This is a genomic window from Flagellimonas onchidii (assembly GCF_004804315.1).
GTDB classification, from domain to species: Bacteria; Bacteroidota; Bacteroidia; order Flavobacteriales; family Flavobacteriaceae; genus Flagellimonas; species Flagellimonas onchidii.
In genome coordinates this window covers 26,092-48,433 of sequence record NZ_SRXX01000009.1, presented here as the reverse complement: position 1 = coordinate 48,433, position 22,342 = coordinate 26,092, and the positions used below count along the sequence as shown (strand labels likewise).

The window sequence follows — 22,342 nt, the reverse complement described above, 5'->3', positions numbered from 1 at the left end:
TTTATTCTTTCTTTTTTCTGCGTTTTCGAATGAAATCAAAAACAAACCAACCGGCTATTACCATCAAGAAGTATTTAAAATAGGAAACAGGCTCTCCACTTCCTCCAACAGTTGTAAAAATTCGATTCCATCGGGGTCTCCATTTAAGTAAGCCTTCATTGAAATTATCAAAGCTCATCCAAAGAAAAACTGGCTTGCCAACAATATGGTTTGCTGGTACATAGCCCCAAGTTCGGCTATCTTCTGAATGGTCACGGTTGTCACCCATCATCCAATAATAATCTTGCTTGAACGTATAGGAGTTGGTTTCTTTTCCGTTAATAAACACTTTTTGTCCTGAAACTTTTACATCGTTATGTTCGTAGTCACGGATAATTTTTTTGTAGAGCGGAATAGTTCTGTAATTTATCTCAACGGTAGTGCCCGCTTCGGGAATATAAATTGGTCCAAAATTATCATTGTTCCACGGATATAGATTAGGTTTTTGCGGAAATGACCCCATATAAACTCCTTTGCCCTCATTGGTCTTGACCACGGAATCAATTGTGGAGTTACTTCGTAATTTGGCAACCATGTCATCTGTAAGATTGGCAACTCTAGATAATGGTTTTTCCTCTGTAAGCGATAATCTTAACTGTCGTATCGCTTCCGTTGGTATTCCCTTTTCGTCGGTGATGAGTTCAATTTTTCCATCTGGAGCTTGTCTTACCCCTATAACCATGGATGAAATGGCATCTACTTGGTTTTGACTTATGTTGTTTGCAATGTATTTTCTGATAAAATCAGTGGCTTCAATATCTGACAAAAGTCTACTGGATACACCTTTCTTGGAATAAATAGTGTAATCATACATGGGCTTGGCCCGATCAGAAAGTTTAAGTCTTTTTCCATTAATGTAGACAAAACCATCGATTATCTCTAAAGAATCTCCTGGGGTTCCCACACACCTTTTAACATAATTTGATTTTTTGTCGATAGGCTTTTCGACTTTTCTCTCAGAAACAAAAAATTGACGAACCGTATCAGCAGGCCAACTAAATACGACAATATCGTTTTTTTTGACCTCGTTGAATCCAGGTAGCCTTAAGTAGGGTATCTGTGGCTTATTTAAATAAGAGCGAGTCTTTAAAACCGGTAAAGTATCGTGAACCATGGGAGCAGCAACTGCTGTCATTGGAACTCGGGCACCATAGTGAAATTTACTTACAAAAAGGAAATCTCCAATTCTTAACGTCCTTTCCAGGGAAGGAGTGGGTATTACATAAGGTTGAATGAAATATGTGTGGACGAAAGTTGCGGCCACAATAGCAAAAACTATAGAACTTACCCATTCACCTAGTCCTGTTTTAGGCTTTAAGTCTCGATTTTCTATGTACTTCACATCCTCTACGTAGTTGAGATAATAAATGTAAAAGCCAAGTGTTAAGATGGCGGCCCAAGTATCTGTAAGTTTACTTTTTCCAAAACTTCTTACAGTTTCCACCCAGACCACTGGAAACATCAATAAATTGATAATGGGAATAAAAAGAAGTAAAACCCACCACCAAGGTCTGTTAATGATTTTCATCAGCACAATACCATTGTACACTGGTATTGCCGCTTCCCACGCTTTTCTTCCAGCTTTTGTGTAAAGTTTCCAGGTCCCTAAAAAATGAATTACCTGTACAATCAAGATGAAAATAATCCACTGTATACCGTCCATATAGAAGTTTATTTGTTTAGACTAAATGTCTGTACTGTTGTTACGTTTTTAATCAATGTTTAACACATCTTTCATAGAAAAAACACCTGTTTTCCCTTGAATCCACTCAGCTGCAATTACGGCACCCAAGGCAAATCCTTCGCGATTGTGAGCCGTATGTTTTATCTCGATACCGTCCACTTTACTGTTATAGGCAATAGTATGGGTTCCTGGAACTGTCCCCTCTCGTTTGGATTTTATTGGAACAATATCTTCACCTGTATCTTCCATGTTCCAATTTTGATACGCTGTATTTTCAATGATTCCTTCTGCCAACGTGATTGCCGTACCACTGGGAGCATCTAGTTTCTGGGTGTGATGTATCTCTTCCATTGAAACTTTGTATTGATCCAAAGCAGACATCATTTTGGCGAGATATGAGTTTAGTTCGAAAAAAACATTGACACCTAAACTAAAGTTAGATGCATAAATGAAAGCACCACTGTGCTTATTGCATATATCAAGGGCCTTTTCAAAATTGCCCAACCATCCTGTGGTACCAGAAATTACGGGTACATTGTTTTCAAAACAGGAAGTTATATTGTTAAATGCTGCATCTGGAGTACTAAAATCTATTGCGACATCCATATTCTGGAAATCTATCTCTTTTGTATCTATGTCTACTTTGGCAACAATGGTATGGCCTCTTTGAAGCGCAATTTGCTCTATCATTTTGCCCATTTTTCCATAGCCAAACAAACCAATCTTCATAAGTTAAAATTTTACGACCAGAGCCATTCCGTAGTTTGGTCTATTGGTCAGGGGATTAAGGTCTAAATAAGGTTTGAAGTCAATTGCTAATTGGTCATCTACATTGTACTGTTTCAGATGCGCATCAACATTGGCATCGATAATATTGAGTGTGTACATGACAATAGTAATCAGTAGGGAAAGGTCACGGTCCCGTTGTGTTCTTTCCTGTGCGTCCTGCAATGCTTCATCTGAGACATCAGGCGGAGAACCGGGCGCGTTGTCATTATTCAAATCGTAGAATATATCATCTGTAAACCCCGCCCTACGTCTTTTAAATGCATCTCTGGCCTTGTTGTATTCCGTATTGTTAAAAGAGTAGACATAGATTCCAGTACCAATGGCACCCCAAACAATAGGAGCTTTCCAGTATCTTTTATTGTATATCTGTCCTAATCCAGGAAATATGGCCGAGTAAAATGCTGCTTTACTTGGCGCCAACGGATTGATCTTTTTTTTCTCATATGTTACCTCCTCAATAGTAAATCCTTTTCCTTCTAAATCTTGAGCTAAAGAATCAATCTCTTGGGGATGTTCCTGATTGTCTTCTTTTTTTTCTTGAGAGAAGATGAACTGGCAGGATAGCAATAAAATGCACGAAAGAATGAGGCTTTTAATCACCTGTCAATAATTTTTTTAATCGCTGGAACTCTTCTTTTGAATGAAAAGGAATCACAATTTTACCCTTACCATTTTGTGAAGTGGAAATATCTACTCGGGAGGATAGGTGTTTTTTCATGGCATCCAATCCTTTTGAAATAAAATTGGGAACTTCTTTAGGGGTATTGACCTTTTTTAAAGGTTCTTTTAGGTTTTTAGATTCTTTATAAGCCTTCACTAGTCGTTCTGTTTCCCGCACAGAAAGGCCTTCTGAAACAATTTTTTCATAAATATTGATTTGGTCTTTTTTCTTTTCAATATTTATCAAAGCACGTCCATGTCCCATACTTACAAACCCATCTCGCATTCCTGTTTGAATTATGGGATGTAGTTTTAGCAGACGTAAGTAGTTGGTAATGGTGGAACGTTTTTTACCTACCCGGTCACTAAGTTTTTCTTGGGTTACTTGAACTTCATCAATAAGGCGTTGATAGGAAAGGGCAATTTCAATGGGATCAAGATCTTGACGTTGGATATTTTCGACCAAAGCCATTTCCAATGATTCTTGATCATTGGCAATTCGGATATAAGAAGGAATGGTTTCAAGCCCTACAATTTTGGAAGCTCTAAACCTTCTTTCCCCAGAAACGAGTTGAAATTTATTGAAATCTAGTTTGCGTACTGTAATGGGCTGGATGATTCCCAGTTCTTTTATGGAACTTGCCAATTCACGGAGTGCTTCATCATTGAAATTAGAACGCGGTTGAAACGGGTTCACCTCAATAGACTTTATATCAAGCTCGACCACATTGCCAATGACCTTGTCCGCATTTTTATCAGAAACTGATTGAATATCATTTTCCGGATCTTTCAATAGAGCGGACAGGCCTCTTCCCAAAGCCTGTTTTTTAGTTGCTTTCGCCATTTAAACTTTCTCCTTGTTTTTCTTCAATATTTCATTGGCCAAGTTCAGGTAATTGGTCGCACCCTTGCTGCTTGCATCATATTTGATAATGCTTTCACCATAACTTGGCGCTTCACTTAGCCTAACATTTCTTTGTATGATGGTATCGAATACCATATCTGCAAAGTGCTTTTTAACTTCTTCCACCACTTGATTGGACAAGCGTAACCTAGAATCATACATGGTCAAAAGCATGCCTTCTATATCCAGGTCGTTGTTATGGATTTTCTGAACGCTTTTAACCGTATTCAACAGTTTTCCAAGTCCTTCCAATGCAAAATACTCGCATTGAATCGGAATCATTACAGAATGAGCCGCTGTAAGGGCATTTAGAGTTAATAAACCCAAAGAGGGTGCACAATCTATCAGGACAAAATCATACTTATCACCCAGACTCTTAAGAGCTTCTTTTAGCATGTACTCTCTATTGTCCTTGTCGACCAACTCAATTTCAATTGCCACAAGGTCTATGTGTGCGGGAATAAGGTCCACATTTGGCGAATCGGTCTTCATTATGACCTCTTCTACCGGCATAGTGTGTTCCAGTAATTGATACGTGCCCTTTTCAACACCATCTACTTCAATACCCAATCCAGAAGTAGCATTGGCCTGTGGGTCTGCATCAATCAACAACACTTTCTTTTCAAGTACACCAAGTGAGGCAGCTAGGTTTACCGTTGTTGTTGTCTTACCTACACCACCCTTCTGATTTGCAATAGCAATTATCTTGCCCATTTCATAGTAAGTTAGGTGCTAAAAATACAATTATTTAAGACGTTAAAAAATGTATTTTGTTAACAGAAGGTGAATAACCCTGATAATGTGCGTTAAAGAAAGTTAAAGATAGTGTTTTAAGGGCTTTACAGGGGGTCAATCAGATAGAATGCGTAATATTTCGATGGCTGCTTCGCTGATTTTGGTACCCGGTCCGAACACTGCCACAGCGCCATTGTCCAGTAAGTGTTCGTAGTCTTGTTTTGGAATCACCCCACCGACGATAACCAAAATATCTTCCCGTCCATGCTTTTTTAGCTCCTTGATTACTTCTGGAACCAATGTTTTGTGCCCTCCGGCCAAGGAAGAAACACCCAAGACATGTACATCGTTTTCTACGGCTTGTTTCGCAACTTCCGAAGGGGTTTGGAACAATGGGCCAATATCCACATCAAAACCAAGGTCGGCATAACCCGTAGCCACCACTTTTGCCCCACGGTCATGGCCATCCTGACCCATTTTGGCTATCATGATTCTGGGTCTTCTACCTTCTTCCGAGGCAAAATCATCGGCCATCCTTTTTGCCGTATCGAAGCTTTTGTCGTTTTTAATTTCTTTAGAATACACCCCCGTGAACGATTGTATTTTTGCCTGATACCTGCCAAAAGCACTTTCCATGGCGTCACTGATTTCACCCAAGGTAGCTCTATGTTTGGCAGCTGTAACGGCTAAAGCTAATAAATTTTCACGTTCAGACCCGGTTTGCAAAGCCATTTCGGAAGCGGTTGTTATTTTTTTAAGGGCTATTTGAACTGCATTTTCATCCCTCCCAGATTTAAGGTTTTGCAATTGTTCAATCTGTTGTTTGCGAACTTTGTCATTATCCACTTCAAGGATTTGAAGCTCATCCTCATCCTTTAAAAGATATTTGTTGACCCCAACGATAGTATCCTGACCACTATCGATACGTGCTTGCTTTTTTGCTGAAGCTTCTTCAATCCGCATCTTGGGAATACCTGCTTCTATGGCTTGGGTCATTCCGCCTAATTTTTCCACTTCTTGAATCAGATTCCATGCTTCCTCAGCAATTTTCTGGGTGAGTTCTTCCACTACATGACTTCCTGCCCAAGGATCAACGGTTTTGGTAATATGGGTTTCTTGTTGCAGGTAAATCTGTGTATTTCTTGCAATTCTTGCTGAAAAATCTGTGGGAAGGGCAATAGCTTCATCCAAAGCATTTGTGTGCAAACTCTGCGTACCGCCAAAAGCTGCAGCCATGGCTTCGATTGTTGTGCGGGCCACGTTGTTGAAAGGGTCTTGCTCTGTTAAACTCCATCCACTGGTCTGGCTATGGGTACGCAACATCAGGGATTTTTCATTTTTTGGACCAAATTCCTTGACCAATTTAGCCCATAGCATTCGACCAGCCCGCATTTTGGCAATTTCTATGAAATGGTTCATCCCAATTCCCCAGAAAAAGGAGAGCCGGGGAGCAAAATCATCAATTTTTAATCCAGCTTTTATACCGGTTCTTATGTACTCGATTCCGTCCGCTAGAGTGTATGCCAATTCAATTGCGGCGGGAGCTCCCGCTTCATGCATATGGTAGCCAGAAATACTGATACTATTGAATTTGGGCATGTTTTGGCTAGTAAATTCAAAGATATCAGCCACAATTTGCATAGAAGGCGAAGGTGGATAGATATATGTATTCCTAACCATGAACTCTTTGAGAATGTCATTTTGTATAGTTCCAGAGAGTTTTTCCATGGAAACACCCTGTTCCTCTGCAGCAACGATGTAAAAGGCCATTATGGGAAGCACTGCCCCGTTCATAGTCATGGAAACTGACATTTTATCCAAAGGAATACCATCAAAAAGCACTTTCATGTCCTCTACAGAATCAATGGCAACACCTGCTTTTCCCACATCACCTATCACACGCTCATTGTCACTGTCGTAGCCTCGGTGTGTGGGCAGGTCGAAGGCAACGGAAAGCCCTTTCTGACCTCCTTTAAGGTTTCTCCGGTAAAAAGCATTGCTTTCCTCAGCTGTTGAAAAACCCGCATATTGTCTAATGGTCCATGGACGACGTACATACATGGTAGAGTAGGGGCCACGAAGAAATGGTGGAATACCAGCGGCGAAATTGGAACATTCATGTGCTGAACCTTCTTCTGGGTTCGATTTGCTATTTGTGGACAATTCCAGATTTTGAAGGTTCTTTCTACTCATTATCCAATCTTTTCTGTTCCAATGCTTCCGCCAAACGTCTTTCAATGATGGGTTCAATGATGGTTTTTCTGGGTTTTGTCTTTACAAAAGGATACAGCTCTAGGTCTCCCTTCATACGATTCTCGGTGTTCTGAAATTTATTGGTGCCCACAGATACGATTTCACCCGAATCAAAAAGTTGTTGCTCCTTTACCGCACTTTCTTTTAATTTTTTCTGGATGTTTCCCTTTTTTAGCTCTGCCAAAAAACCTCCAGAATTTTCAATCTTCTTGAACAATCTTAATGCTTTTTCCGCTAACTGTTCTGTCAATGATTCTACATAGTAGGAACCTTTTGAAACCTTTGAAGCTTCATCAAAATAACTTTCTTCTTTTAACAATAAAAGCTGATTTCTGGCAATACGGTCTCCAAACTCATTTTCCTTATGATAAATGGCATCATAAGACAGATTGCAAACAGCATCTGCTCCCCCTAGAATGGCAGACATACATTCTGATGTGGTCCGTAGCATGTTCACGTTGTAATCATATAATGTCTTGTTTCGTCTGGAAGGAAGAGCCAAAATATGACACTCATTTGAAATGCCATAAGCAGATGAAACGGTTTTCCATAACCAACGTAGTGCTCTTAACTTGGCTATTTCAAAGAAATAATTGCTGCCCACCGAAACTTTGAAATTAATAGATAAGGGTCTTTCGATTTTGCTAGTGGTAATATTGGAAAAATAATTGAGGTATTCGTTTGCATGGGCCAAACTATAAGCTAGCTGCTGTATCATATTGGCACCGGCATTTTGATATAAGGATAGATCAACACTAAGTGTTGAGCTGACATTTTGTTTTTTGGTCAAGTTGAAAATTTCTTCTAGAATAGAATGGTCTTTTTTTAGATTGTGGAACCAATTTCCTGTTCTTGCCAGATTACCAATAAGGTCAATATTTAGATGGATGCAGGTATTCTTTCCATGTAATAAAGAGAGTATATTTTCTAAGGGTTCAAGAGCCAAAAAATCAAAATTGAAATACAATGCAGTGGCTTCCAAATTGACGTTGGTCAGCAATGTCTGTACATCAAAATCTGTATTGGGAATTGTAAAAATCAAACTTTCTGCTCCTCTTTTCAGAACATCAACTGCTCTTTCATTGGCCAGCTTAGAATTGCCGACATATAGAGATTGGGCAATTCTCCAGTTATGGTCTTCTGGTAAATCAAATGTTTTTAATTCCCTTAAATCTTCAGTATGGTAAAAGGGTTTTATTTTGATGCCATCTTGAGATTCCCAAATGAGCGTATTATTATAATCTGCTCCCTTCAGGTCAAATTGGATTTTCTGTTTCCATTGTTTTGCGGAAACTTTTGGGAATTCACCAAAAAGACTAGATTTACTCATTCCCTTTTAGTTTTCAGACTGTCCTCATATTCAATCAAAAAGATCTCTTCATTCTCTTTCTTCATATAATACTTCTCGCGTGCAAACTTTTCCAGTTCTCCTTTGTCAGATAACTTTTCAAGAACCTCTTTATCTTTGTCGATTTCTCCTTGAAGGAATTCTTTCTGCTTTTCCAATTTTTTAATTTCTTTCCGCAATTCTAAATGGATGAGCAGGGAATTGGTGTCAAAAAACGCCATCCAAATGACAAAAATGGTGAGTACCAGCACATACATGTTGGTCATTACCTTGAACCATCTTTTGTTTCTTAACCCTTTTAGTCCCATTTTAATGTAGCCTATCGTTTATTATCGTACGTACCATATCAACGGCAACGGTATTGTAATGGTTATTGGGGATAATAATATCCGCAAATTCTTTTGAAGGCTCTATAAATTGCTGATGCATTGGTTTCACGGCAGTTTGGTATCTTGTCAACACCTTTTCCAAATCGTGCCCACGTTCGCGGATGTCTCTTTGCAATCTTCTTATTAAACGTTCATCAGAATCCGCATGGACATAGATTTTGATATCAAACATATCTCGAAGTTTAGCATTGCTCAGCACCAAAATACCTTCTACGATCATTACCTTTCTGGGTTCTGTTGGAATAGTCTTGGTAAGTCTTGTTTCTTCTACAAAAGAATAGATGGGTTTATCTATAGATTTTCCTTCTTTTAATTGCTCTAAATGGGAAATCAACAAGTCAAAATCTATCGAATTGGGATGGTCAAAATTAACTTTCCCCCGCTCTTCCTTAGTTAAATGTGAAAGGTCATTGTAATAAGAATCTTGAGAGATAACACCAACTTCGTTTTCCGGTAGTTGACCCACTATTTGATTAACCACGGTGGTTTTTCCGCAACCTGTACCCCCTGCAATTCCCAATATTAGCATGGTAATAATTTTAAGCCCAAAAGTAAGCATTTGATAAGATTTTCAAGTTACCAATATTGATGCATAGTTACATCTGTTCAGTTTAATAATGGATGATTATTATCATAACCCATAAAAGATTATGAAATTAGATTTGCTTAGTATTATGGCATTAATCTTATATTTATCTGGCTAACCCATGAGAACAATTTTTATGGAAAAGACGCATACCATCAAAGTAAATGGGAACTTTGATTTTCAATTATCAGAGGAGGATATTGTTGAACTGGATATTCTCAAAATAGGAAAAAACACCTTCCATATTTTAAAGAATGACACATCATTCAAGGTTGAGATTATTACCAAAGATTTCAACAAGAGGTTATACACGGTAAAGGTTGATGGAAAGGAGTATCAAACATCAATTGGTACACCATTGGATGAACTCATAAAAAAAATGGGTTTTGCATCCAATGGTTCTAAAAACATCAACTCTATATCGGCCCCAATGCCAGGACTTATTTTGGAAATTTCGGTGGAAGAGGGGGAAGAAGTGGAGGAGGATCAGCCGTTATTGGTACTTGAAGCTATGAAAATGGAAAACATCATCACTTCACCAAGAAGTGGAGTTGTTAAGAAAATTACTGCAAAACAAGGTGAAGCGGTTGATAAAAAGCAATTGTTGATTGAATTTCAATAAAATCGAGTATGAAAAAAATATTGGTTGCAAATCGTGGGGAAATAGCCTTAAGGGTAATGAAAACGGCCAAGAAAATGGGAATTTCAACTGTTGCAGTTTTTTCAGAGGCTGATAGAAACACACCACACGTAAGATTTGCTGATGAAGCCGTTTGCATTGGGAAAGCACCTTCAAGCCAATCTTATTTGTTGGGAGATAAGATTATTAAGGCCGCAAAGGAGTTAAATGTTGATGGGATTCACCCAGGATATGGCTTCTTGAGTGAAAATGCAGACTTTGCGGAATCCGTAGAAAAAAACGATTTGATTTTTATTGGGCCTAAATCTAACGCTATTCGTATTATGGGAAGCAAACTTATGGCCAAGGAAACGGTTAAGGCATATGACATTCCCATGGTGCCTGGAATCGATGAGGCCATTACAGATGTTGCAAAAGCACAAGAAATTGCCAATGAAATAGGGTATCCAATTTTGATAAAGGCATCGGCCGGTGGTGGTGGAAAAGGTATGCGGATCGTTGAAAAAGAACAAGATTTGGAATCTCAAATGGAGCGGGCTATAAGTGAAGCTACTTCTGCTTTTGGTGATGGCTCTGTCTTTTTGGAAAAATATGTTACTTCACCAAGGCATATTGAGATTCAGGTAATGGCTGATACCTATGGTAATGTGTTGCACTTTTTTGAGCGGGAATGTAGCATCCAAAGAAGACACCAGAAAGTCGTTGAAGAGGCGCCGTCCTCTGTTTTGACACCAAAACTTAGGGAGGAAATGGGTATAGCGGCAACAAAGGTGGCTAAGGCCTGCGACTATGTTGGAGCTGGAACGGTGGAGTTTTTGCTTGATGCCGACATGAATTTCTATTTTCTCGAAATGAATACCCGTTTGCAAGTAGAGCACCCTGTTACGGAAATGATTACGGGTATTGATTTGGTAGAGTTGCAAATTAAAGTTGCAAGAGGGGAGGAACTCCCAATTGAACAAAAAGATCTGAATATTCATGGACATGCTTTAGAGCTTCGTGTTTACGCCGAAGACCCACTTAACGATTTTCTGCCGAGTGTCGGTAATTTAGAAACCTATCAGCTTCCTGTTGGAGAAGGCATACGAGTTGATAATGGTTTTGAAGAAGGAATGGATGTTCCGATTTACTATGACCCGATGATTTCAAAATTGATTACCTATGGTAAAACCCGTGAAGAAGCGATTGAACTCATGTTGGAAGCGATTGATGATTATCAGATAAAAGGGGTGCAGACCACTTTACCCTTTGGAACCTATGTCTTTGAGCACGAAGCCTTCCGTTCCGGGAATTTTGACACCCATTTTGTTAAGAACTATTATTCGTCGGAAAGAATAAATGAGAAAAACGAAGGAGAAGCCAAGATTGCCGCTATGATTGCTTTGCATCAATATCTTGAAGACAAAAAAATCGTAAAACTACCCACAAACTAATACAGATGGATTCCAAAATAAAGATACTTAAAGATAAAATTGAAGAAGCTCATTTGGGTGGTGGTGAAAAGCGGATTAAAAAACAACACCAAAAGAAAAAGCTTACTGCCCGAGAGCGGATTCAATATTTGTTGGATGAAGGTTCCTTTGAGGAAATGGGCATTTTAGTGACCCACCGAACCACAGATTTTGGTATGGATAAAGAGATTTATTACGGAGATGGGGTGGTTACTGGTTACGGGGCTATCAATGGGAGATTGGTTTATGTATATGCCCAAGATTTCACAGTCTTTGGAGGAGCCTTATCTGAAACCCATGCCGAAAAAATCTGTAAAGTGATGGATTTGGCCATGAAAGTAGGTGCCCCTATTATTGGATTAAATGATTCAGGAGGAGCTCGAATCCAGGAAGGAGTAAAATCCTTAGGAGGGTATGCGGATATTTTTTATCGAAATGTACAGTCTTCAGGTGTTATTCCCCAAATATCTGCGGTAATGGGACCATGTGCTGGAGGTGCTGTATATTCTCCAGCAATGACCGATTTCATTGTAATGGTAGAAGAAACCAGTTATATGTTCGTGACAGGGCCCAATGTGGTAAAAACCGTGACCAATGAAGAAGTGACCTCCGAAGAATTGGGTGGAGCAAGCACCCACGCTGCAAAGTCTGGAGTAGCGCATAAAACCTCAAGCAACGATGCCGCTTGTTTGGATGATATTAAAAAGCTATTGGATTACCTTCCTCAAAACAATTCAGAAATTCCAAAGACACTCCAGTATACTTTAGGGGAGGAAGTCAGGGATGAACTTTCCAATATTGTGCCTGATAACCCCAATAAACCCTATGACATGCACGAAGTGATAAATGGGATTATTGATACGGGTTCTTTTTATGAGATTCATAAAGATTATGCCGAAAACATTATTGTAGGTTTTGCCCGACTGGGTGGGAGAAGTGTTGGGATAATAGCCAATCAACCGTTGTTTTTGGCAGGAGTCTTGGATGTAAACAGTTCTACCAAAGCAGCTCGATTTACTCGTTTTTGTGATGCGTTCAATATTCCGTTGCTGGTGTTGGTTGATGTCCCAGGGTTTTTACCTGGAACGGACCAAGAGTGGAATGGAATCATAATGCATGGTGCAAAACTGCTGTATGCACTTAGTGAGGCTACCGTACCAAGAGTCACCGTGATTACCCGAAAGGCGTATGGAGGGGCCTATGATGTGATGAACTCCAAACATATTGGTGCTGATTTCAACTTTGCATGGCCAACAGCAGAGATTGCTGTAATGGGTGCCAAAGGGGCAAGTGAGATTATTTTCCGCCGAGAAATTGCTGCAGCGGATGACCCGGAAGCCAAGCTGAAGGAAAAAGAAGCCGAGTATGCCGATAAATTTGCCAATCCTTATCGTGCTGCGCAACGAGGATTTATTGATGAGGTCATCTTACCAAAGAATACAAGGCGTAAGTTGTTAAAGGCATTTGCCATGTTGGAGAAAAAGCAAGTGCGGACCCCTAAAAAGAAGCATGGGAATATCCCTTTGTAAATGTAGGTTGTCAGAAGAAATGTCAGGTCGAGCGGAGTCGAGACCTCAATCCTTATTGGGATGATATTTGTGATGTGAAGCGCTTCTACATTCAGACAATATCTGTAGTAAATCAAAATCACCATTTGCCAAAGCAATTTTCTTTTTAGCGCTCCATTTTTTTATTTTCTTTTCAAAAGAAATAGCTTGGAGAACATCATTAAACTCTTGTTGGAAAATAAGTTTGACGGGTCTTCTTTTGTATGTGAAGGAAGTTGTGATTTTACCGTTTTTATGTTCGGCCAATCTTTTTGAAATGTTATTGGTGATTCCGGTATAGGTCAGCCCATCGGCGCAAAGTAAAATATAAACGTAGTAGAACTTCATGATTAATTAGGTCTCGACTGCGCTCGACCTGACAAATTAAAGAGGTATACTACGCTAATATTTGTTGCAATATAATAAGAAAAATAACCAAAGTCTTGACAAGGAAACAGACCCTAGTAATTTTCAGAAACCATAAGAACTTTTTATAGTTCTATATCTAAATACCTATTAAAAAAGTTCACTGTCGAAAAGGGTATATGTAATTTTGCAGCATGCAAAAAGACACCCGAAAACCCAATTTTGAGTTTATCGCTTTAATGGCCTCTTTAATGTCCATTGTGGCCTTGGCTATTGATGCGCTTTTACCGGCAATTTCGGATATAGGGATAACTATAAATAGTTTAAACCCCACCGACAATCAGTTGCTGGTTACCATGATTTTCCTAGGGTTGGGTGTGGGGCAACTGTTCTTTGGTCCATTATCTGATTGCTACGGCAGAAAACCGATTGTTTATGTTGGATTTACCTTGTTTGTTTTAGCAAGTATTATTTGTGTATTCGCACCATCCTTAGAAATTATGGTGATAGGACGTATACTTCAGGGGATAGGCCTTTCCGCACCGCGAACCTTGGCTATTTCCATTATTCGTGACACCTACAAAGGCGATTATATGGCGAAGGTTATGTCTTTTGTGGTTGCATTTTTTATTCTGGTGCCTGTTGTAGCTCCTGCCATTGGGAAGGTCATATTGGATAGTTTAGGTTGGAAGGCCATCTTTTATATACAATTGATTTTTGGTCTTCTGGTTTGCATTTGGTTTTGGAAAAGACAGCCTGAAACCCTTAAACCGGAATTTAAAATTCCATTTACAAGACATGTATTTGTTGATGGAACCAAAGAATTTTTAAAGTACAAAGAGACAATTGCATATACTTTGATGTCTGGATTGGTGACAGGGGCTTTTTTAGTATACCTGAGCGCTGCACAACATGTTTTTGAAGATATCTATCATTTAAAGGAAGCTTTTCCATACATTTTTGCCGGCTTGGCCATTTCTATTGGACTTTCTACATTTTTGAACGGAACTTTGGTGCTCCGATTCGGGATGCGTAAACTTTCATTAATGGCGCTTTTTGCTTTTTGTGTTATAGCCTTGCTATATGCTTTCATGTTTTGGAATTCACCAAATCCCAACATTTTTGTTTTAGTTGGATTTCTTTCAGCACAATTCTTTTGTCTTGGATTTATGTGGGGGAATTTTAGGTCAATCGCCATGGAGCCCATAGGCCATATTGCAGGAATCGGAGCCGCAATCAACGGTTTTGTATCAACCTTATTGGCGATTCCCATTGCCACCTTTATCGGGGATTTTGTTGAGACCAGTGTATGGCCGCTTTTTGCAGGTTTGGCCATTTGCGGACTGGTGTCTTTGCTTATCTATATGACGATACGAAAGTCAAGACAAGTGGCTACTGCGTAATGATTATCAGATAAAATTCTGTAGATGTCATGTCGAGCGCAGTCGAGACCAAGAAACATAGGTTTTAAGACTTCTCGACTGCGCTCGAAGTGACAGTAGCAATAACCCATGCTATTTTGGAAAGAAAATCTCCCCGCTGCATGAATCTTCAGCGGCTCCGGTAACAGAAGAGAGCACGTTGGTTTTATTTTCAAGGCGAAGAACTCCCATCAAAGCAAAAACCAATGCTTCTTTGAAGGCAATCAAGGTTTTGTTTGTCACCACCACCTCGACCGATGAGCCAAGTTTGGCTTGAAGGGTTTCTACAAAAAAATGATTTAGCGCTCCACCACCCGTAACAAATAATTTGTTCTGCGGTTTGATTACATGTTTGCGCACTTCAATGGCTATTTGCTCGCAGTTATGATGTATAAACGTATGGAGCAAATCAATTTTTTGTAAGTTGGATGCTTCAATAAGTGGAACAATCCTTTCTGTGAACCACTCATATCCGGTGGATTTAGGATAGGGAAGCTTGTAATACTCCAATTGATTCAATTTTAGCAATAGTGCTTCATCCAGCCTTCCTGAACGGGCAAGTTTTCCATCTTCATCGTAATCTAAACCTATTTTTTGAGTAATATGGTTGAGCGGCATATTCGCCAAACCAATATCATACGCAACGCGTTTTCCATCCTTTTCAAAAGACATATTGCTGATTCCGCCCAAATTCAAACAGAAATCATAGTCATGAAACAATAATTGGTCACCTATGGGAACGAGAGGAGCCCCTTGTCCACCTAGGGAAACGTCCTTAGTTCTAAAGTCGCAAATTACTTGTGCACCACTTGCATTGGCCAACGATTGTCCATCGCCCAGTTGAAAAGTGATTCCATCTTCTGGCCTATGGTGCGAGGTATGCCCATGACTCGCAATGAAATCAACTTCTAGATGCTCTGCTTCAATAAAAGCTTTGGATTGGTTCCCCAACCAGAGCCCATAATCTCGATGTAATTGGTCATGCTCATCTTCGGGTAGATAAATGGCATTTTTTAATGAATTTTTTAATTCAGGGTCGTACGAAACATCCTTGATTTTTTCAATGGAAAACTCCCATTGGTCGTTGGATTGCCATAAATGACAATAAGCCAAATCCAAACCATCCAAAGAGGTGCCCGACATTAACCCCAAAACTTTGTACACTTTCACTTGCAAAAAATTATAATTGTTTCTTGAGCTTTTTTATACGCTGATAGCTTTGCTCTATTCGTTCCTTAGAAATATGACCTTTATTCACTAGGGATAAAATATGATCTATTGCTTTTTTTGCTATTTCGGAATCAAAAGGTATTTCTACGCAATTTTCGTTTGACCCTTCAGGACATGGCGCGGCATTGTTGGAGAAAAGAAGTATATCAACCCCTGCAATGATTGCTTTTTCTATACTGGTCTCAAAATCATAAAAGTTGGAAATGGCCCTCATTTGCATATCATCCGAAATTATTACGCCTTCAAACCCAAAATCATTTCTAAGCATATTATTGATAATTTTTGGTGAAAGGGTTGAGGGAAGCGTATCCAAGTTTTCATTATAAACATGGGAGGTCATGATTACATCTAAACTACCATCCTTAATCAACTCTTGAAATGGGATCAGCTCTTTTTTGCTCCATGTGTGGGTTACATCGGCCAATCCCTTATGGGAATCTTTGTCGGAACTGCCATGTCCGGGAAAGTGCTTGGGGACGCAGATTATCCCTTGGTTTTGGTGTTCCTGAATGAAAATCCTGCTATTTGATAATACGCTCTCCTCATCATCCGAAAAACTTCGTTCTCTTTTTCCTATAATCGGATTTTCTGGATTGATGTTGAGATCAATGACAGGAGCGTAATTCATGTTTATACCCAATTCAGATAATTCGTGGGCCATGTTTTGTGCCCATATCCTTGTAGAATCTATATTATCCAAATCACCGATTGCTTGATGCGAGGCGTGATTTTCAAAACCATCTGCTAAGGTGAGTCGAGTAACAAAACCTCCCTCTTCATCAATTGAGATTAATAGTTCTGTGGAATCGATGGCCTGTAGATTTTGGTTCAACTTTTTAAGTTGGGTGGGAGATAGTACGTTACGTTTTACGTGTTCTTTGGAAGGTAAATCCCGACTATATAAAACGACCCCACTAATGTGGTAATCGTTTACCATTTTAAAAATGGCATCTTTTTCAGTTACTGAAATTCCTCTGAACCCGACCATAATCATTTGCCCAATTTTCTCTTTCAAAGACGGTTTTGCTTGAGCAAGTATTTCTTTTTTATCGGATTTGTTCGCACAAGAACTCAATAGTAATATGAAGATACTAAGGTTAAAAAAAACTTTAATGTGGGAGCTCATTTCTTTTTGGAATTTGACCCTGAAAGGTAACCCTAGGATCATTATTTGACTTCCTACGAATATAACTGGTTTTCTTTAAAGAAATCATGGTTCATAAGTCAAGCTGATGTCAAGGTGGAATAGTATGGTAACATGTTCCTTTAAATGAAAAAGACCTACACTTAATAAATGTAGGCCTTTTTACTTGACTAACTTAAAATTAATTCAACTCAAGAACTAAACTTGTATGTTCATAATTATTTGAACTGATATCTTACAAACGCTTCTATGGCCGCATAATCGGACATTCCTAGCGCTTTATAATGGTCTGCCGTATTTTTGTTCCTTTCTTCAGCTCGCATCCAAAATTCCCTGGAATCATCTCCTTGGAACATTACCCCATCTTTCTGGGATTGATGGCAGAATATGGCAAGACGTTTTCTCAAAACCTGCCCTGGGCTCATAGGTACGGCCATCTCAATTTCGTTGATGTCCCATTCATGCCATGCACCCCTGTATAACCATACCCAACAGTCATCCATAAAAGATTCATCTTTTAAGTGATCCACAGCGGCAAAAACGGCATCAAGACAAACTTTGTGCGTGCCATGTGGGTCAGCTAGGTCACCAGCAGCATATATTTGATGTGGTTTTACCTCACTAATAATGTTGATCATAATATCTATGTCAGCTTGGGAAAGGTCGTCCTTCTTTATTTTTCCTGTCTCATAAAATGGAAGATCTAAGAAATGTACCTGAGAATCTGGTACATTAAAGTATCGGGTAGCTGCTAAGGATTCGCCCCTTCTGATGTCACCTTTGAGTTTTCTGACTTCGATAGGGTCAAAATCAGCCTCTTTTTTTGCTAAGATTGCATCTACAATTTGTTGCGCTTCCGGAGTTGGTTGAATGGCATTGGATACTTCTGCAAACTTCAACGCCTCAGTATCAGAAACCGCAATGTTTCCTGAGGTTTGGTACGCAATGTGAACCTCGTGACCTTGCTCAACCAAACGATCAAAAGTACCTCCCATGGAGATAACATCATCATCAGGGTGAGGACTGAAAATGATAACTCTTTTTTTGACAGGAAGTGCCCTTTCTGGTCGGTTGGTATCATCGGCATTGGGTTTACCACCCGGCCATCCGGTTATGGTATGCTGTAGTCTATTGAACATTTTAATGTTCAGTTCATAAGAATCTTGTTGGGTCAATAGACCTGACATTCCATTGTCATTGTAATCCTTATCGGTTAGGCTTAAGATGGACTTGCCAGTTTTTCCACATAACCATACAATAGCTTTTGCAGTCAGTTCTTCAGTCCATTCGCAAGATTCATCCACTAACCAAGGTGTTTTGTTGCGCGTCAATTCTGTAGCTGCTCCTGTATCAAGCACAAAAGTGCAGTTTTTGTGTTCTTGAAGATAGGTGGCCGGTACATGTGAGGAAACCTCGCCCTCCACAGTTTTTTCTATTATTTCGGCCTTGTTTTGCCCCCACCCCAATAGTACAATACGTTTTGAGCTCATTACAGTGGCTATACCCATGGTAATGGCTTTTCGTGGGACATTATCGATGCCTAAAAATGCGGGAGCAGCATCCACTCGAGTTATATGATCTAAAGTAATAACCCTAGTAGCTGAATTATAATGTGAACCGGGTTCATTAAAACCAACGTGTCCGGTTCTACCAATACCCAGTAGTTGAAAATCCAATCCTCCTGCGTCCTTTATCTTCTTTTCATACGTAACGCAGTGTTCAATAACCCCTTCACCGGTAACTGTGCCGCTTGGAATGTTTACATTTTCAGGTGCAATATCGATATGATTAAACAGGTGCTCGTGCATAAAGTAGTGGTAGCTTTGCCTGTTTTCCTTTTCCATAGGTAGGTATTCGTCCAAGTTAAAGGTGGTTACATTGGAAAAGCTCAATCCTTCTTCCTTATGCATACGTACCAGTTCTTCATAAACTTTGATAGGTGAAGATCCCGTGGCAAGACCCAAAACGCATGGCTTTCCTTCGCTTTGTTTTTGCTTGATCAAATCAGCAATTTCTCTTGCCACTATTAAGGAACCATCCTTCGAATTTTCAAAAACGATGTTGTGAATTTTCTCAAATCGGGTTTCCTCGAACTGACCTACCGGTTTATACGAGATGTCGATGTTTCCTTTATTCAATGTTACTGTTTCCATGAAACCTGAATTTTACTAAATGTTGGTGTTGTTTTATTGGTTTTAAAAATCGAGAGTCAATGTTAAACAGGGCAAAAGTAGCAAATTAAATTGGATTTTGCCGTTTTTTGCTTTTTTTATTGCAGTTTTTTGCATTTAATAACCTTTACTTAACTTTAAAGTCGAATAAAACAGCAAAATTTGAAAATGTATATCTTTGCAAAATAGATTGATACCTATGCTAAAAGAAGAACGGCAACGTACCATTTTAAGCGAAGTGGCCCTGCACAACAAAGTGCTGTTAACAGATATAGCTGAAATGCTGGATGTGTCCATTGATACGGTCAGAAGGGATGTGAAGGAACTGGATACCGATAACAAACTTCGAAAAGTACATGGAGGTGCGGTATCATTGGGCTTTACCAACACAACCGTTAGAAACAATAATGTTTATGCGCTAGAGGAAAAACAGAAGATAGCAGAAAAAGCGGTAAGTTTTTTAAAGGATGGAGGCGTGGTTTTTATTGATGGAGGTACTACCTGTACAGAACTTGCACGGAAAATACCTGAAAATATTGGATTAACATGCTTTACGATGAGTCTTCCGGTAGCCTTAGAGCTTTTGGAGAAGTCAAATGTAAAGGTGATTTTAATTGGGGGAGAGGTCTCGAAAGATTCACAGATATCGATTGGGGCAAGTGCAATCCACCATCTGTCTGAAATACACGTGGATTATAGCTTTATTGGAACTGGCTATGTAGATTCAGTATATGGATTAACTGAGTTTGATTGGGATATTGTCCAAATTAAAAAGGCGGTGATAAAGGCTTCTAAAAAAACCATTTTACTCTCCATTTCTGAAAAATTGAATTCCCAGCACCGTTTTAAAACCTGCGATATTAATGCGATAAACACCATGATTACGGAATTGAACCCAAGCCATGAGCGTTTAAACCCATTTAGAAACCAAGAGATACACCTATTATAATGAATATGGACTATAAAAAAATCACTGAAAGCCCTTCGAATTATGACAATTTGGAGCAAATGGATACCGAAGCTATATTGGAAGGTATCAACAATGAAGATCAGAAAGTGGCAAAGGCTGTGTCGGAAGTCATTCCTCAAATTGGTAAACTGGTGGACGCTACGGCTGAGCGTTTCTTAGAAGGGGGTAGGTTGTTTTATATTGGAGCAGGAACCAGTGGTCGATTGGGCATTTTGGATGCTTCGGAAATTCCACCTACCTATGGGTTACCCCATGAAAGGGTAGTGGGGTTGATGGCCGGTGGAGATGTGGCCATACGCAAATCTGTGGAGCATGCCGAAGATGATTCAAATCAGGCTTGGAAGGACTTAAATGAATTCAATATAAACTCCAATGATGTTTTGGTCGGAATTGCGGCGTCGGGCACAACACCATATGTCTTAGGAGGCATTGCCGATGCGAAAAAGCATGGGATATTGACCGCAGGAATTACCAATAATCCTGGTTCGCCGTTGGCTACAGATTCAGATATTCCAATTGAAGTGAACGTGGGGCCAGAGTTTTTAACAGGAAGTACCCGCATGAAGAGTGGAACTAGCCAAAAGTTAGTGCTTAACATGATAACTACATCCCTAATGATTAGGATAGGTCGTGTCAAGGGCAACAAAATGGTTGATATGCAATTGAGCAACAACAAATTGGTCGACAGGGGTACCCGTTATTTGGTTGAAGCATTGGATATTGAATATGAAGAAGCCGAAAAGGCTTTGAAACAATACGGTTCGGTAAGAGAGGCGATTAAGGCTTTAAAGTGAGGTTTATTCCTTAGGAATTAACTTGTAAATACCCTTTCCTTCGATTCCAACATAAATAAATCCATCAGGAGCTTGTTTTACATTTCGAACACGGCCCATGCCGTCCAATAGTTTTTCACGATACACCACCTTGTTATTTTCAATCACCAAGCGTTCCAGATATTGAAAAGCCAAAGACCCAACGAGTAGGTTTCCTTTCCATTTGGGATAGTTATTCGAAGAAACAAACGTCATACCACAGGGCCCTATAGAAGGGGTCCATTGGTAAAGAGGTTGTTCCATTCCAGGACGTGAGGTTTCGTCAGTAATCTTGGTTCCACTGTAGTTGATGCCATAGGTAATAACCGGCCAGCCATAGTTTTTCCCTTTTTCAACAATATTGATCTCATCCCCGCCTCTAGGACCATGTTCATGTTCCCATAATTTTCCTGTTTCTGGATGAACCGCCATTCCTTGAGGATTTCTATGTCCATAACTATATATCGCTGCCTTTGCACCGGATTTGGATACAAAAGGATTGTCTTCAGGAATTTGCCCATCATCATGTAGTCGGTAGATTTTTCCTCCATCCCTAGAAACATCTTGCGGGTTTACATCTCGGTTTCCTCGATCTCCTACCGAAAAATAAAGATATCCGTCATTATCAAATACAAAGCGAGATCCAAAATGTTGTCCTTTGGTAGTATTTGGCGCAGCTTTGTAAAGTACTTTTTTTTCTACAAGTTTGCTGTTGTCCAGTTTGGCGCGCATTATCGTTGTATTGCCACCTTTACCACCTCCATCATTAGAAGAGTACGATAAGTAGAGCCAACCATTTTGCTCATAATTTGGATGGAGCGCGATATCTAAAAGACCTCCCTGACCTCGAACGTAAACATCGGGTAGACTTGTTATTTCTGTAGTACGACCATTCTTAAAATGCAGCAATTTCCCCGCTTTTTCAGTAATCAATATACCTCCATTGGGTAGAAATACCATGCCCCATGGGTTTTGAAGATTGGAAACTACGGCTTCGATAGTAAAATCAATGGTTTTCGGAAGATTAATGCTATTGTCCCGTTTTTGGGCACAAGATGTACTAAGCATTACAACGAAAAAATAGGGAATTAGAGCACTTTTTTTCATAGATTTACGTTGAAATTATAGATTTTATAGACGAACTACGGTTTTTTGTAGTCGAAAGATAAAGAGAATATATAAGTTTAGATAATTACTATTTAG

20 protein-coding genes are annotated in these 22,342 nt (G+C 39.5%); 6 read left to right on the top strand and 14 right to left on the bottom strand.

Annotation, left to right across the window (positions count from 1 at the left end):
• Window position 1: 1 nt before the first annotated feature.
• The 9 genes from lepB to udk form a co-directional block, all read right to left on the bottom strand.
• Window positions 2–1,702, bottom strand: a complete 1,701-nt coding sequence (lepB, locus tag E4661_RS10730; protein ID WP_136467163.1) for a signal peptidase I — start codon at window positions 1,700–1,702, stop codon at window positions 2–4.
• A 48-nt stretch (window positions 1,703–1,750) separates the two neighbouring features.
• Complete coding sequence (gene dapB, locus E4661_RS10725) at window positions 1,751–2,452, bottom strand: 4-hydroxy-tetrahydrodipicolinate reductase (protein ID WP_136467161.1); 702 nt, start codon at window positions 2,450–2,452, stop codon at window positions 1,751–1,753.
• Between the two features lie 3 nt (window positions 2,453–2,455).
• The gene (locus tag E4661_RS10720; protein WP_240751459.1) at window positions 2,456–3,112 is read right to left on the bottom strand and encodes a DUF5683 domain-containing protein; all 657 of its coding nucleotides are present in this window, start codon (window positions 3,110–3,112) and stop codon (window positions 2,456–2,458) included.
• Window positions 3,105–4,016, bottom strand: coding sequence for a ParB/RepB/Spo0J family partition protein (locus tag E4661_RS10715; RefSeq protein ID WP_136467158.1), 912 nt, complete (start codon window positions 4,014–4,016; stop codon window positions 3,105–3,107). Before E4661_RS10715 ends, E4661_RS10720 begins: the two co-directional genes overlap by 8 nt.
• Complete coding sequence (locus E4661_RS10710) at window positions 4,017–4,790, bottom strand: ParA family protein (protein ID WP_136467156.1); 774 nt, start codon at window positions 4,788–4,790, stop codon at window positions 4,017–4,019. It abuts the gene before it with no gap.
• 135 nt (window positions 4,791–4,925) lie between these two features.
• Window positions 4,926–7,004 (bottom strand): methylmalonyl-CoA mutase, encoded by a 2,079-nt coding sequence (gene scpA, locus E4661_RS10705; RefSeq protein WP_136467154.1) that lies wholly within the window; start codon window positions 7,002–7,004, stop codon window positions 4,926–4,928.
• Window positions 6,997–8,394 (bottom strand): methylmalonyl-CoA mutase subunit beta, encoded by a 1,398-nt coding sequence (locus tag E4661_RS10700; protein WP_136467152.1) that lies wholly within the window; start codon window positions 8,392–8,394, stop codon window positions 6,997–6,999. Before E4661_RS10700 ends, scpA begins: the two co-directional genes overlap by 8 nt.
• Window positions 8,391–8,720 carry an FtsB family cell division protein gene (locus E4661_RS10695; protein WP_136467150.1) on the bottom strand — a complete coding sequence of 110 codons (330 nt, stop codon included), beginning with the start codon at window positions 8,718–8,720 and terminating at the stop codon, window positions 8,391–8,393. The genes E4661_RS10700 and E4661_RS10695 overlap by 4 nt, the downstream gene beginning before the upstream one ends.
• Before the next feature lies 1 nt (window position 8,721).
• Complete coding sequence (gene udk / locus E4661_RS10690; protein WP_136467148.1) at window positions 8,722–9,330, bottom strand: uridine kinase; 609 nt, start codon at window positions 9,328–9,330, stop codon at window positions 8,722–8,724.
• Between the two features lie 178 nt (window positions 9,331–9,508).
• On the opposite strand from udk, the gene E4661_RS10685 reads away from it, so the two are divergent.
• Genes E4661_RS10685 through E4661_RS10675 form a run of 3 tightly spaced genes read left to right on the top strand, consistent with a single transcriptional unit; the run spans window position 9,509 to window position 13,007 of the window.
• A complete protein-coding gene (locus E4661_RS10685) occupies window positions 9,509–10,009 on the top strand; it encodes a biotin/lipoyl-containing protein (RefSeq protein WP_240751458.1) in 501 nt (166 codons plus the stop codon).
• 8 nt (window positions 10,010–10,017) lie between these two features.
• Window positions 10,018–11,460 (top strand): acetyl-CoA carboxylase biotin carboxylase subunit, encoded by a 1,443-nt coding sequence (gene accC, locus E4661_RS10680; protein ID WP_136467146.1) that lies wholly within the window; start codon window positions 10,018–10,020, stop codon window positions 11,458–11,460.
• 5 nt (window positions 11,461–11,465) lie between these two features.
• A complete protein-coding gene (locus E4661_RS10675; protein ID WP_136467144.1) occupies window positions 11,466–13,007 on the top strand; it encodes an acyl-CoA carboxylase subunit beta in 1,542 nt (513 codons plus the stop codon).
• A 45-nt stretch (window positions 13,008–13,052) separates the two neighbouring features.
• Here the strand turns inward: E4661_RS10675 and E4661_RS10670 are convergent, their stop codons facing one another.
• On the bottom strand, window positions 13,053–13,373 hold the full coding sequence (locus E4661_RS10670) for a GIY-YIG nuclease family protein (RefSeq protein ID WP_136467142.1): 321 nt from the start codon (window positions 13,371–13,373) through the stop codon (window positions 13,053–13,055).
• 212 nt (window positions 13,374–13,585) lie between these two features.
• On the opposite strand from E4661_RS10670, the gene E4661_RS10665 reads away from it, so the two are divergent.
• The gene (locus E4661_RS10665; RefSeq protein WP_136467139.1) at window positions 13,586–14,794 is read left to right on the top strand and encodes a multidrug effflux MFS transporter; all 1,209 of its coding nucleotides are present in this window, start codon (window positions 13,586–13,588) and stop codon (window positions 14,792–14,794) included.
• Between the two features lie 111 nt (window positions 14,795–14,905).
• On the opposite strand, the gene E4661_RS10660 is transcribed toward E4661_RS10665, so the two are convergent.
• The 3 genes from E4661_RS10660 to nagB all read right to left on the bottom strand — a co-directional run bounded on the left by E4661_RS10660 (window position 14,906) and on the right by nagB (window position 19,339).
• Window positions 14,906–15,982, bottom strand: coding sequence for an anhydro-N-acetylmuramic acid kinase (locus tag E4661_RS10660; protein WP_136467137.1), 1,077 nt, complete (start codon window positions 15,980–15,982; stop codon window positions 14,906–14,908).
• Window positions 15,983–15,992: 10 nt separating this feature from the next.
• Window positions 15,993–17,057, bottom strand: coding sequence for a glycoside hydrolase family 3 protein (locus E4661_RS10655; protein WP_205728951.1), 1,065 nt, complete (start codon window positions 17,055–17,057; stop codon window positions 15,993–15,995).
• Between the two features lie 347 nt (window positions 17,058–17,404).
• Window positions 17,405–19,339 (bottom strand): glucosamine-6-phosphate deaminase, encoded by a 1,935-nt coding sequence (gene nagB / locus E4661_RS10650; RefSeq protein ID WP_136467133.1) that lies wholly within the window; start codon window positions 19,337–19,339, stop codon window positions 17,405–17,407.
• Between the two features lie 217 nt (window positions 19,340–19,556).
• Here nagB and E4661_RS10645 point away from each other — a divergent pair, with 217 nt between their 5' ends.
• Complete coding sequence (locus E4661_RS10645; protein WP_136467131.1) at window positions 19,557–20,306, top strand: DeoR/GlpR family DNA-binding transcription regulator; 750 nt, start codon at window positions 19,557–19,559, stop codon at window positions 20,304–20,306.
• A gap of 5 nt (window positions 20,307–20,311) precedes the next feature.
• Window positions 20,312–21,121 (top strand): N-acetylmuramic acid 6-phosphate etherase, encoded by an 810-nt coding sequence (gene murQ / locus E4661_RS10640; RefSeq protein WP_136467129.1) that lies wholly within the window; start codon window positions 20,312–20,314, stop codon window positions 21,119–21,121.
• 3 nt (window positions 21,122–21,124) lie between these two features.
• On the opposite strand, the gene E4661_RS10635 is transcribed toward murQ, so the two are convergent.
• A complete protein-coding gene (locus E4661_RS10635; RefSeq protein WP_136467127.1) occupies window positions 21,125–22,246 on the bottom strand; it encodes a PQQ-dependent sugar dehydrogenase in 1,122 nt (373 codons plus the stop codon).
• Window positions 22,247–22,342: the final 96 nt, after the last annotated feature.